The sequence below is a fragment of the Funiculus sociatus GB2-C1 genome (assembly GCF_039962115.1).
Lineage (GTDB): Bacteria > Cyanobacteriota > Cyanobacteriia > Cyanobacteriales > FACHB-T130 > Funiculus > Funiculus sociatus.
Window position 1 is genome coordinate 153,193 of sequence record NZ_JAMPKJ010000001.1, and the last position, 12,674, is coordinate 165,866.

Below are 12,674 nucleotides of genomic sequence, written 5' to 3' on the forward strand. Positions count from 1 at the left end.
TTTGACTAGAGGAATAAAAAAGCAATATAAATTACCAAATATTCCTAAATACCGTGACTTTTGCCAATTACCCAATGACGGCGGAAGAAACGGGCGAGGGCTGATTCATCTAGTGATAAATAAATTGGTCGCCCGTGGGGACAGGTGCGAGGATGGCGTGTTTGCTGCCATTGTTCTAACAGGGTTTGCATCTCAAGCAAGCTGAGAGTCGTACCGTTGCGGATAGCACTACGGCAGGCTATGCTCACTTGTGCAGCTTCCAAATCCCCTCCCAGACTGAGTTCCAAGAGAGCATCTGCACAATCTGAGCGCGATCGCAACGGTGCGGGTGCGGTGCGTACCGCCCAAAGTTGTTCGCCAAAAGGTTCTACATCTAAACCGATGCGTTCAAGTTGATCGAGCTGAGCGGGTGAAAGTTGATTTAAAATCGCTGGTAGTTCTAGGGGTACGAGTTGCCAAGTTTGGCACAATTGCTCGTATAAAACCCGTTCGTGGGCGATGTGCTGCTCTACCAACCACACCCCAGCGGGATGCTCTGCCACAATATAGGTGTTGTGAATTTGGGCAATGGCTTTTAGTGGCAATAACCCTATTTCACTAGCTTGAGTTGGTGTCGGTTGAATGGAACGGCTTGCATTATAGCTACTATGCGCTTCCGACGCTTTGAGCAATTTTCCTACCCGTTGCGTGAGGGTTTTTTCAGGAATTGCCTCCACGTTGAGGCGTAAGGCTTGCTCAATTACCGATTTCACCTGATCTTGCCAGTAAGAAAGCTGGTGTAAATAAATTTCTGACTTGGCGGGGTGACGGTTCCAGTCAATTTGACTAGCACAAATCCTCAGATGGAGAAAACAAATTGGGTAGCGATCGCGTGGCACAATTCGCACCAAAGCCCCCAATATAGTTTGCTCTAGTTCCTGAGATTTCACCAAGCGTCCATTCATCCCCACCCGCACCCAGTCTGGACGACGGCGATGGCATCTGTCTGGTAATCCTAGCACCAAGTCGATTTTAGATTTTAGATTGGGGATTGGGGGTTGGGGATTGGTTTTCTCCCTCTGTGCACTACTTTCTGAGTGAGTAGGAACTTCAACCGAGAGTTGCTGTAAATCGTTCAAACGCACTTCTCGGAGAATTTGGGGCAGAATATGTTTCGCGCTGGTTCCTGGGCTGAGAGCGAACCAAGGGCGATCGCTTTGTTGTATTTGCCAGGTGATGTGGGGATGACAAATGGCGATTTGTTGAATTGTAGCTTGTACTATTCTTAGCTGTTGTGCTTGTGTTGGCATTGCCTGACGACGCGCCAACCAGTTGCCAAACAGATTTGCTACGGTGACAACTGTACCGGGAGCGATCGCAACTGTCTCCACCTGCACCGCTTCCCCCTGCGAGTTATAAACCACTCGCCAACCTTCAGTGCTTCCCGCACAACGGCTGTAAATCTCCAATTCTGCCAAAGCTGCCAAACTGTGCAACGCTTCCCCGCGAAACCCCAGACTGGTAATCTTCCAGAGGTCTTCGCAGTCGCGGATCTTACTGGTACTATGGGCAGCTGCTGCTTGTTTCAAGTCTACCAAATTCATGCCGCAGCCATTGTCTGCCACCCGCACTCGCCATTGTTCCGGCGACAGGGAAACACTGATGCGCGTTGCACCAGCATCTAAAGAATTTTCCACCAGTTCCCGCACTACAGCAGCCAGAGAGTCAATTACCTCTCCAGCTGCTATCAAATGGACTACTTCTGTGGGTAAAGGTTGAATAACAGACACCGGACAACTTGGGAATGCGCCATGACGTAAGTAGTTAGCACCCAATACAGCATAGCGCGATGTCTAGCGAGTTATTAGAATCATTTCCCGCAGCTTAGAGAAATTTAGATTTTTTGCTGCCTTTTGTAGTCTTCTCTACTCAGGCAAGACTGATCCGTTTAGAAACATAATTAGCCTCCAGTCTGGATAATCTGGCAACTCTCTACCTTTCTCAACGAGACTACACCCAAGCGAAACTGCTGTATCTCCAAGTTTAAGAACTGAGCGATCGCATCCTTGGAACACATGATCCCCAAACTGTTACAATTCGTAAAAATATAGACCAACTGCGTCAGGCCAGATTAACAAAACTAAAGATTTGGTAGGTTACAACAACAGAGAAATTAATAGTCAACTCTGTCTAAAGAAAGATTATTTTAACCTTCTTTCTGGAGAAGGATAAATAAAAAGTTAACTTCCTATTACATTTCTATTGATGTGATTGGTTAAATTTTCTCATGGACAATATTCAAAATAAAATTGAAGATGCTTCAAAAAAAGTTGCAGATACTGTGGAAAGTGCTACCAACAAGGTTGAAGAAACCATTTTAAAAGCGAAAGATGCCCTACCAGAAGTTACGCCCACCCCACCGGGACTGAAACCCCAATCGAGCGTAAGCGACCTGAAAGCCCGTTTAGAATGGGGCGAGCCTGCTCTAACAATTTTAGATGTGCGCGATCGCGATACTTTTAACAACGGTCACATCATGGGAGCCATGCCCATGCCCCTAGAGGAATTGGTAGACCGCGCCAAAACAAGTCTTCAGCCCACTCGCGATATTTATGTCTATGGCGAATCTGACGAGCAAACCGCTCAAGCAGCTTCCCAAATGCGCTCTGCTGGGTTCCAGTGCGTTTCTGAACTCAAAGGCGGTTTTCCTGCATGGAAAGCAGTCGGCGGCCCTACAGAAGGTGTTGCTGAATCTACAAATCCTCCAGGGCCAGAAGGATACAATGTTCTATCTGAAGTAAAAAATGAGGCAAATAAGCCGAAAGCAAATATGTAAGTTTGGCTGGTTGGATTGATTGGTCTTTGCAGGTTTGTAGCTCAAAGGGTAGGTTGGAGGCGTTGTTAGAACCTGAGAACGTTTCAGCTTTCCAACTTGACAATTCCCTGACTACTGACTGACCAATACCGAGCAGCTTCCCACGGATTAAACCGGAGTAGTTGAGTGTTCCCTAATTCTATAGGCTCTTTTGGCTTGGGTGGGATAATGCCCAGCGAGGCAATAACTTGACGACCCACAGCCCTTGCCAACAATGGTGGCACGGAGTTCCCAATTTGTCGGAACCCGTGCCATTTTGTTGTGTGAAAGCGAAACCAGTCTGGAAAAGAATGCAATCTCGCCGCTTCACGTACAGAAATAACTCTGTGGTAATCCGGATGAATCGGACGGGGAGAGGTGTAGCGACCGCCTCCAGAGCCAGTTCCGGCTCTTAAAGTATGTGAAAGTTTATCCCAATGCAAGCGTCTAAATCTGCTTACAGATTCCAACTCACCAGGTAGAGTTTTCTGGAAACGCTCAATTGAGGTAGTAGAGTGCTGGGTTCGCAGAGATCCCGTCAACAGATTCCCACAACTTAGCCGACGATAGGCAAAATTATTAACGTCGGGGGAAGCTTCCATTAGCTGCTGTGCATAGAGGCTGGCTAGGGAGCGCATTTTTTTAAGCTGTCGCCGTTCAAGCAAGACTTCATCGCTTGTCAGGAGTTCGGGAAACTCATCCAGGTTGGGCAAGTCTGCGATCGCATCCCTGACTGTGGTAAATAGAGATTGGGGATTAGGAATTAGGGGTTTAGGATATTCAAGCTGGCGTTCTCCAGCACGAGAACCCAATAAAATCAAACGTTTCCGATTCTGCGGTACTCCAAACTCTGCCGTTTTTAACACCTTCACAGGTTGCGTGATGTAGTATCCCGCTGCTTCCAACTCACTATTAATCAAATCCAGATAAATCGCGTGTTCCTTCTGAGCAATCCCCGGTACATTCTCCATGACAAAATAGCGGGGTTGCAGTTCTACTACTAATCTACAGAACTCAAATACCAAGTCGTTGCGCTCATCTTCCAGACACCGCTTCCCCATCAAAGAGAAACCTTGGCAAGGTGGCCCCCCGATTACTAAGTCAATCTCCCCACTAGCTTGTATCGCCGCTTCTTTAATTGCCTTACCTGATAACTTCCTCGCGTCTGTACACAAAACTTTGGTGTGGGGAAAGTTATAAGCATGAGTTGCGGCGTGAATCGGGTCAACCTCAACCGCCACCGCCACATCAAACCCAGCCTGCTCAATTCCCAGGGAAAATCCCCCCGCACCAGCAAATAAATCGACGGCAACTGGGCGGCGACAGAAATCAAGCATACTATTCCCATGAAGGAGTTCTGGCAAAGCCAGGGAATTTGTATTTTACCGCCTGTCTATATATATATTCTGACTTGGGACTTTTTTTGCCGACGAGAGTGAAAATTATTTTTTCCAGTCCCTTGACGATTTTGTAGTATTTATGTAGTATAAAAGAGTAGTTAAATTTGAACTCATCTGCGAGTAGCCGCCTAAAAGCGACATCAGCTAATTCGCAGCTTATTATTTACCGCTTTGCGCCCTAACGAGTGAAGCATACACACCTAGGGTTCTGGTTGTCATGGGTTCAAATCCCATTATCTCCAATTGGAGATGTAGCTCAGTGGTAGAGCATCAGAGAAAGTGAACAGCTTTACTCTCCTGGCGCAAAGCATATAATTTCCAATTTTTCAAGCGTTCGCCCCGTATCCAAACCGAGAAAGCTTACATACTTATTTACAAAGTAGCTAAGAGCTTTCTCAACTTGTACGGGGTGACTTATATAGAGGTGATTCCTGTGCAAGCAACAGAGCGCGACGTGCGTTTAGATATGCTAAATAGTCTGCTCACCACACCCCACCGGGAGCTAGAGAAAGTAGCTGAAGTTCATCAGAATATGGTGGAGGGCGACCCGATTTTTTATGGACATTTAGCAGTATGGTATCAACGCCAAGGTGATGTCCGCGACCACAAAGAGGTATTTGTTGGCAATTTACTCACCAGCAAGTTGACCGAACACCGGGATGCGGGGTTTGTGCTGTTGCAAGAGTTTCCGCCTTATCAGGTAGCGCGGATTGTAGACTTTTTGAAGCAGTATCGGGGTAAATTGCCGCGTTCTACTCGTACTGCTGTGCGACGCTATTTAAAGGAACGGGAAAAAAATCCTGCGTTCTTTGACCGTGCGGCACTACGAGCGCGTCAGGCGATGAAGCATCTTTATGCTAGCTTGCATATACGCCCTAGCGATCGCGCTGATGCGGTGTTGTTCAAAGACAACCCGCCAGAAGATAGTTTAGCCTTTGCGCTAAAGCTGATGGCGATCGCATCCTCACCCCTAGAGCAAGCGCAGCTGATTGTAGAACACAAAATCCCCTACACAGTTGCAGTGGGAGCCATCAAACAGATGACCCCCACCGTTCTAGTCGCCCTAATTAACTCCATGACACCCCAAGAGGTAATAAACAACCTCAAGTCACTCCAAACTCGCGGTGCGATGGAAAACCCCCAGGTAAAAGCACTCATCGACGAGAAACTGGAGAAAGCGCAAACTGATGGGCGAGTAGCTGCCTTAAAAGGGCGCGTTGCGGCAGATGTCGCCAACCTAGACGCAGATACAGCCGCCAAGTTAGAGCGCGTCATGGACGAACAGGTAAAAAAGCGCGGCAAAATTTCCCAGCCAACTGCTCTCCTAGTCGATAAATCTAGCTCAATGGAAAATGCCATCGAAGTTGGTAAGCGCATCGCCGCCCTAATTTCCGGCATTGCTGCGGCAGATTTGTTCGTCTACGCCTTTGACACCATGCCATACCCCATCAAAGCGGCGGGGAAGCAGTTAAGCGACTGGGAACGTGCATTCCAGCACATCAAAGCCAGCGGTGCTACCAGCATCGGTTGCGCGTTGGAAGCGATGCGCCTAAGAAAGCAACGTGTCGAGCAAATCATCCTAGTGACAGACGAAGGGGAAAACAAAGCGCCCCACTTTGTGGAAACTTATGAAGCTTACAAGCGCGACCTGAAAGTAGAGCCAAGCGTCCTCATCATCAAAGTAGGTTATCCCTATGACTGGATGGAACGCAGATTGCAGGAAAGACACGCGCAGGTAGATACTTTCACCTTTGCGGGTGACTACTACTCGTTGCCGAATCTTATCCCGCTCCTGTCTCGTCCTTCGCGGCTAGAGTTGCTGATGGAAATTCTGGAGACACCATTGCCAGTACGGGATGACCAGTAGGGGTTGGAAACCAACCCCTAACAGACAGGCTGGGGTAGGCTGGGATTGGGGTCAAATCTGATTTCAGCCTGCTTTATAGGCTCTGTTAAGTGCATTCAACAAATAGTCAAATATTCAATTACTGAATTACGGTATAAATCTAGATGAATACAAGTCCTAACCTAGTTTTGAAAGAGTCTTAGTAGTATGGGAATTTACAATCTTTCGACTCCTATTCCACCTATACAGTTTCAAAAGGCTATGGTGTTTATTGACGGTACAAACCTCTTTTACCGTTTAGAAGCTGCTAAATTGAGCTTAAATCAAAACCTTGCAGAAATCTTTACTCATTTTACAGATAGTCGCCAAATTGTTCGGGTCTATCTCTATACCATTGAACAACACCTGAAAAAAGCTAAGGATTTTCACGGTTCCCATATTACCGAGGGGATACGAATAGTTTATGGTGAAGGGATTCCAACTAAGGATGGCAATATCAAAGAAAAAGGAGTTGATGCTTTACTGGTAGCAGATATCGTTTATCATGCAGCGGTTAAAAATTATGATTACGCCCTAGTAGTTAGTACAGACACTGATTTTGTCAAAGCTTTACAGCGGATTGAAGACTTTGGTTGCAGAACAGGAGTGTTAGCCGTGTGCGGCGATTTGCCCGATAGACTGCGCGAGGCTTGTGATGAACCTAAAATCCTAACTAAAGAAACAATGCTTGAAAAAAATTGGGCAATGATTAGAGAGTAAAACCAGTTATACCGAGATATTCAACAACACAATGTTTCAAATAATGTACGGCTTATTCAGATGAAATTTGTCTTTTTCTTTAGCCAGAGTGCCAGTCCTCTATATCGGTGCTTACAGTTGGGAAGCGGTGTCTCAGTTTAACAATGCTGACAGTGTAATTAGCCCAGATTGCATGATGGAAAGCGTTGTCGTACAGCCGATGGTGGAGAGAACGCATCCTGAAATTGGGCGAGTGGTGCTGAAATTAATTAGCGTTAGCGAAGCGGCTGCAAAGCAGCGTCGCTACTTACTCCGCAAGGACGGTACTGAGTTGCATTAGCCAATCTCACGAGTAGCGGAACTTTACTGGCGTTGCAGCTGTGTTGGGTGGGAAGAAGCCCACCCTACCAACTTCCTTAATTCTCAGTAAAGCTATAAGTCTCAGTCTCGCAAAGATTCACCTTATAGTCTTCCGCCTCTTCTCCATCCTCGAATACAGCTTTGATGTCATAGCTGCATACCTTATCATCGCCAGTGAAGTATATCAACGTAGACTCGCCAACGGCTAGAAGATCCTTACCCAGGATATCTTCACCCCATTTGTCCTCGCCAGTATATGAGACGTACAGGTGACGGATGGGACTACTGGTTTTATTGATAACTGTGAAGTCGCGCTGGTCAGCTAAGGCATTATGGGCTGTCAGCGAAACTACTGGTAGCGATAGAGCAACAGCCACCATAGCATTACGAAACGACTTATGAAACATTTTGTAATTTCTCCTCAACAAATAGTCCTCTAGCAACGTCACTCAATAAGGCACACATCTTTAGGTGGGTCAGAAGAACACATTTTTTTCAATCTAACCTTTGGTAGATGTGTTGGTCAAGATGTTATGAGGGATACAGCATGAGTGACTTACAAACAGCCTACAAAGAGGTAGCCCTTGCCGTGTGGGAGCAGGTGCTGGAAAAGCATCCGGAGGATTTGGCGGTGCTAAAACGCACTTGTCGTGTTAAGGGAAAGGGCAAAAAACTCCAAACTTTGTTTCAAAAGCAAATTCTGTGGTATTGAAAAAATTACAATAGGTGATTTATGAATGTCTTTAAAGTACAAGTCGTCAATCGATTGGATTTTAGATTGACGATTTTGGATTGATTCGGCGTTTCTCGTTCCCAATTTCTGACTGGGAATGGTAGAAGTTAAGTAAAGCCCCATAAGTAAGTTTTCTAGAACTTTGGAAGGGAGGCTTTGCCTCCAAAATTGCGTTACCAGTCCGAGATTGGGAACGAGAGTAACCATAGACATCGGGAATCTGTCCGGTTTTTCTGTAGTACCTTATAATACAAATACTCGTATCCTCTTCCACTCTAAGCCTAGGCACTTTACAATGCCGCTTTTTGTAAAAAGTCGCCGCACCTCCCGCGATTTGCGTCAACGCTATAGGGAAGCCGCTATCGTTGACCTTACCTCGCGTGGTTCAGAACCTTGGCTGCGCTTCAGCCCTTTTTACCCGCATGGTGGAATTCCCGTTCCTTTTTCGCCGGGACACTTCAGCATGAGTGTAGAAGGGATTTGGCAAGGGTTGAAAGTTTTTGAGTCTGCTGACGTAGACAAGAGCAAACTCAGCATAACTAATATGAAGGGTATCAAGCGCACGACAAGAATTTATGGAAAAGTATTAGGACATCGTGCAGGGTTAACAGGAGACAAACTTTTTTCCTATGCAGACGCACGTTGTGTTATTTACCTACCTTCATATAAATGGGTGCTAGAAAATTGTCTTGGGAACCAACTTGACGAACTGAAACAACTTAGTGCAGAACAAACAGTTTTGTTATTAGATTATGAAACCAACTGCGACTTAGACGACTTATCTAGTCCTTTATCACACGCAGGTTTAGTCAAGCGATACCTGGAAGGTAACTGGCATTGTTAAAATGAAAAGATTTATTGAATGAACAATTCACGCCAAGTTAAAATCAGCAAATATCTCAGTTATATTCTGCGGCACAATCCTGGGGAGATTGGTCTTGAACTTGCGCTTGGAGGCTGGATTTCGGTAGATGAACTTTTAACAGCCTGTAAAAAGCACAGATTTCCCATTACCCGCGCCGAATTAGATGAGGTAGTCGCACAAAATGATAAAAAACGCTTTTCTTATGACTCTACAGGTACCTTAATTCGTGCTAACCAAGGACATAGTGTAGAAATTAATTTGCAATTGGAACCCGCTGTACCTCCAGATGTGCTATACCACGGTACAGGACACAAATCAGTCGAATCAATTATACAGAATGGTCTTCGGAAAATGTCACGGCATCACGTCCATCTATCGCCGGATATTGCGACAGCAGAAGCTGTAGGTAAACGTCATGGCCGCCCAGTAGTTTTTGCGGTAGATGCTGCTGCAATGCACAAAGCAGGATATGAATTTTATTGTTCTGAGAATGGGGTTTGGCTAGTGGATAGCGTTTCACCCGAATATCTGCAACAGATATTAAAGGCTGTTGGATAAATACAAGAAAGTGTTTTAGTAAAACTAGCGTAAAACTAGCGATCGCTTCCCCATAAATACATCACAAAGCGAGAATAACTGAAACTATGGGCTCAGGATATTTTGGAAATCAAGAAGACAATTCTACACCCAAAAACCCGCAAGCGAAAGGTTTATTGGGCGCTGGATGGCGACCATTAAACCGACAGCTTGACTGGGGGTTTCTGTGGCATCTTTTGTTTAACGACTCTAAGGAGCTAACACAAAAAGGTTTGGACTTAGCCAGCGATATTGCTGATGCTATGGGACGCAACGAATATACCTGGTGGGCAAATATATTAAATGTCTTTTCTGAGAATACGCGATACGAAGTGGATGAGTTTTGGAACTACATCACTCCGGAACCTCCTACCCCAGATTATCGGTATAAAGATGTTTTATGGGTTGATGCACCTGTCATCCAATTCGTAAGCCGCAATAGTATTCCCATTGATTACGTTTTGAACCGACTACAGGAGATTACTATTTTCAAAATTCTGGATTTAGTGGATCGTCCGGATATGATTACCCAATATTATCTAGACAGACATTTTTATTATCCTGTAGATCGGTTTGTTAATTGGGAACGCCTCGACATTATTAACACAGTTTATGCTTTCTGGTCTAAGCAACAAGTTTGGCTAGAAATCGAAAACTTAGACAGGGGACGGCGACGCTATACCTTGATGGCTAAAGAACTAGCGCCACTGATTAATAAAGCAACTTATAATTTGGCGGTGATGCTGAGTGGCTACCAAAGCCGCGTGGGACAGATTCACAGTCAGTTTCCAATTCGGTCTTTTCCAGAGGATATTCAAGGCTTTACTGATACAGTACAGCAGGCGATTCTCGACCAAAATCAGTTGGCTGTGTTAGTAAATGGAGATCCTGGTACGGGTAAAACTGCTTGGACGCAAGCTGTAGCTAAGGAAATTCTCGCGCCTCTAGGATATGTCATTTTTATTCTGGATCACGACGCGGTTGAGAATTTTGTTCCACCAAGTTACTTGGAGCGAATTTGTATCATTATCAATGAAGCTGACAATTTAGCTAAAAATAGAGCCTTAGATGCTGCTCAGAATAATAATAAAACTGAGCATATTTTGAGTTTGCTGGATGGAACTTTGTATCAAAGTGTAATTGATGAATCTGGTATTCAGGCTAAACAAAAGCTGGTGATTTTGATGACTTGCAACACGACGGAAAGATTAGATCCCGCCGTTTTACGCAAGGGAAGGGTTGATTTAACTCATGAATTTATTCACAGATTTGTGTAACGAACCACTTCAGGTACAGAGAACGCAGAGGTGTAGAGACGTTGTATACAACATCTCAATATTTGACAGAAGTAAATAGTTCTGATACTAACTATGACTCTATCAAAGAAGGGAAGGCGAAAAATATATGTAGAAAATGGGGAGTATTATTGGACAGCGAAGCGGGTAAGGTTTGGGAAATTCTCTCGGTCTTCCGAAGATGTAGACATAGCAATATCTCTGACTATTGAGCATCGCGAATGCAGAGGAAAGAAAATTTCCGCCTTATTTGAGGCAAAAGTTTTATTCGGCTTTTTGTGGGCTGATGATGAGCAAACAGTTTCTATAACTCCGAAGATTGTAAAGCACGTCATAAACTATGCTCAAAGCCAAGGATGGAATCCTAAAGAAATTGGAAAGAATTTTGTTATCGAAAGTGCAGAAAAAGTATTGAAAATATAATTTGGAGGCTGTGGCCCAAGTTTACGCTGTGAGCGATCGCGCACAGCATACTCTCAAAAGTAAAAACATCCTAAATATGCGACAAGTCAAGTCCTGCGGCGTAATCGTAATGAGAAGGGAGCCGCGTTTAAGTTTTCTGCTGATGCAGCATACCCATCGTTATGATTTGCCAAAAGGTCATATTGAATTTGGCGAGGATGAGTGGGGTTGTGCTATACGCGAACTATATGAGGAAACGGGTATTGCAGCCAGCGACTTAGATTTTGATCCGCAATTTCGCTTCAGCCATAGTTATCAACTCCGCTACAAGAGATACGGTGGTGAAACAGTTAATAAGACGGTGGTGATTTTTTTAGGATGGCTGAAACACGAAGTAAATGTAATTTGTAGCGAACACGGCAATTTTACCTGGGTGGAATGGAATCCGCCTCATGCAATTCAGAAACAAACTATCGACCCTTTGCTGGAACAGTTGAATTTGTATTTTATGGAGGATGAATCTAGAATTTTTAGGTAAAAGTATCAGTAAACTTACTTTCTTACGGCTCAAAAATGACTAAATTTGTAGTGTGCTGAGTTTCGTTTCTCAACCCAGCCAACAAAATTTACCCAATTTAATACTAAAGAAGGCAAGACTATGGCAGATATCCGCAAACTGATAAATGAAATAGCTGCACAGGAAGTGCAGTTGCGCGATACTGAGTTTTTCGCGCCGTGTGTGCGTGGGGGAAAGGTGCGATCGCGTGTTGCAAACATTATCTACACTTTCTCCCCTCAGCCACAAGACTTTGAAGGATGGGGCATTTTTCAGCCAGTAAATGAAAAAACTGCCGAAATGGTGGAGGAACCCAGCCTTGTGCAGGTGGCGGAATATCTCAAGTTGCTAAAGCCGCTACGTTTGCGTCTGGCTTATGTTTTGCAAGGGCAGACGTGGCTGGCTTATCCTGTGAATGAATCTGATATGCAGCAGCGTTTGGGTGTCGCTAAGCCAGCAATAGTGCATTTGGTGACGGAGGGAGGGGTTTTTGAGCCGATAATTGCGCGTTGGGATGGTGGTGTCTGGTGGTTTGATGAAGTCGATCGACGTGGCGATCCGCTGGTTGGGGAACAACTGCGATCGCATCTGCGCTCTTTGTCGGATCAAAATATTCGCTTTGCTGGGATGACTCCAGAGATGCGTACTGTGTATGATTTGGCGTTGCAGCAGACGGAAGAATACCAGCGCCGAAGACAGCAACAGCAATCAATGGAACGTCAGCGACGGACGCGACAAACTACAAAACAGGCGCGGCGCGTGGAAAGACCGCGACGTAAGGCGGACGGTGATGAAGGACGCTTGCAGGAAGCGCTGCGGATGGGTGGAGGCGATTTGCGGGAATTCCGCGATCGCGGTGACTATTGGCAGATCGAGTGGACTACTAGCAACGGTGAGTGGCACACTTCTGCTATTGACAAAAAGGAGCTTACAGTTATCAGTTCTGGCATTTGCTTGAGCGGACGCGATCGCGATTTTGACTTGCAATCTCTGGTAGGTGTCATCGAAGCACGAGATAACTGGGATTTCTGAAGTTATTAGCAATTAGCAATTAGCCATTAGCCATTACC

The 12,674-nt window shown here is 45.3% G+C and carries 14 protein-coding genes; 11 read left to right on the forward strand and 3 right to left on the reverse strand.

The genetic code is table 11. From position 1 onward, the window contains the following. Window positions 1-44: 44 nt before the first annotated feature. Complete coding sequence (gene mutL, locus NDI42_RS00755; protein ID WP_190454139.1) at window positions 45-1,769, reverse strand: DNA mismatch repair endonuclease MutL; 1,725 nt, start codon at window positions 1,767-1,769, stop codon at window positions 45-47. 497 nt (window positions 1,770-2,266) lie between these two features. Between mutL and NDI42_RS00760 the strand changes: the two genes are divergently transcribed. After that, complete coding sequence (locus NDI42_RS00760; RefSeq protein WP_190427905.1) at window positions 2,267-2,815, forward strand: rhodanese-like domain-containing protein; 549 nt, start codon at window positions 2,267-2,269, stop codon at window positions 2,813-2,815. An 83-nt stretch (window positions 2,816-2,898) separates the two neighbouring features. On the opposite strand, the gene NDI42_RS00765 is transcribed toward NDI42_RS00760, so the two are convergent. Continuing rightward, entirely contained in the window at window positions 2,899-4,170 is a 1,272-nt protein-coding gene (locus NDI42_RS00765; RefSeq protein WP_190454142.1) for a DNA cytosine methyltransferase, read from the reverse strand. Between the two features lie 496 nt (window positions 4,171-4,666). On the opposite strand from NDI42_RS00765, the gene NDI42_RS00770 reads away from it, so the two are divergent. The 3 genes from NDI42_RS00770 to NDI42_RS00780 all read left to right on the forward strand — a co-directional run bounded on the left by NDI42_RS00770 (window position 4,667) and on the right by NDI42_RS00780 (window position 7,157). Then, window positions 4,667-6,100 (forward strand): vWA domain-containing protein, encoded by a 1,434-nt coding sequence (locus NDI42_RS00770; RefSeq protein WP_190454144.1) that lies wholly within the window; start codon window positions 4,667-4,669, stop codon window positions 6,098-6,100. Between the two features lie 186 nt (window positions 6,101-6,286). After that, a complete protein-coding gene (locus NDI42_RS00775) occupies window positions 6,287-6,838 on the forward strand; it encodes an NYN domain-containing protein (RefSeq protein ID WP_190437330.1) in 552 nt (183 codons plus the stop codon). A 67-nt stretch (window positions 6,839-6,905) separates the two neighbouring features. Further along, on the forward strand, window positions 6,906-7,157 hold the full coding sequence (locus NDI42_RS00780; protein ID WP_199300854.1) for a hypothetical protein: 252 nt from the start codon (window positions 6,906-6,908) through the stop codon (window positions 7,155-7,157). Window positions 7,158-7,233: 76 nt separating this feature from the next. Here the strand turns inward: NDI42_RS00780 and NDI42_RS00785 are convergent, their stop codons facing one another. Continuing rightward, the gene (locus tag NDI42_RS00785) at window positions 7,234-7,584 is read right to left on the reverse strand and encodes a hypothetical protein (RefSeq protein ID WP_190427911.1); all 351 of its coding nucleotides are present in this window, start codon (window positions 7,582-7,584) and stop codon (window positions 7,234-7,236) included. A gap of 140 nt (window positions 7,585-7,724) precedes the next feature. Between NDI42_RS00785 and NDI42_RS00790 the strand changes: the two genes are divergently transcribed. The 7 genes from NDI42_RS00790 (at window position 7,725) to NDI42_RS00820 (ending at window position 12,636) form a co-directional block, all read left to right on the forward strand. Next, on the forward strand, window positions 7,725-7,889 hold the full coding sequence (locus tag NDI42_RS00790) for a hypothetical protein (protein ID WP_190427913.1): 165 nt from the start codon (window positions 7,725-7,727) through the stop codon (window positions 7,887-7,889). 316 nt (window positions 7,890-8,205) lie between these two features. Next, window positions 8,206-8,754, forward strand: a complete 549-nt coding sequence (locus NDI42_RS00795) for a DUF6939 family protein (RefSeq protein ID WP_190454146.1) — start codon at window positions 8,206-8,208, stop codon at window positions 8,752-8,754. An 18-nt stretch (window positions 8,755-8,772) separates the two neighbouring features. Next, window positions 8,773-9,333: an RNA 2'-phosphotransferase gene (locus NDI42_RS00800; protein WP_190454148.1), complete on the forward strand. Its 561-nt coding sequence runs from the start codon at window positions 8,773-8,775 to the stop codon at window positions 9,331-9,333. Window positions 9,334-9,419: 86 nt separating this feature from the next. Continuing rightward, the gene (locus NDI42_RS00805) at window positions 9,420-10,628 is read left to right on the forward strand and encodes an AAA family ATPase (RefSeq protein ID WP_190454152.1); all 1,209 of its coding nucleotides are present in this window, start codon (window positions 9,420-9,422) and stop codon (window positions 10,626-10,628) included. 93 nt (window positions 10,629-10,721) lie between these two features. Next, window positions 10,722-11,069, forward strand: coding sequence for a hypothetical protein (locus NDI42_RS00810; RefSeq protein WP_190454155.1), 348 nt, complete (start codon window positions 10,722-10,724; stop codon window positions 11,067-11,069). Between the two features lie 10 nt (window positions 11,070-11,079). Continuing rightward, complete coding sequence (locus NDI42_RS00815) at window positions 11,080-11,586, forward strand: bis(5'-nucleosyl)-tetraphosphatase (protein WP_199311105.1); 507 nt, start codon at window positions 11,080-11,082, stop codon at window positions 11,584-11,586. Between the two features lie 120 nt (window positions 11,587-11,706). Then, entirely contained in the window at window positions 11,707-12,636 is a 930-nt protein-coding gene (locus NDI42_RS00820) for a hypothetical protein (RefSeq protein ID WP_190454158.1), read from the forward strand. The last annotated feature ends 38 nt before the right edge of the window (window positions 12,637-12,674 follow it).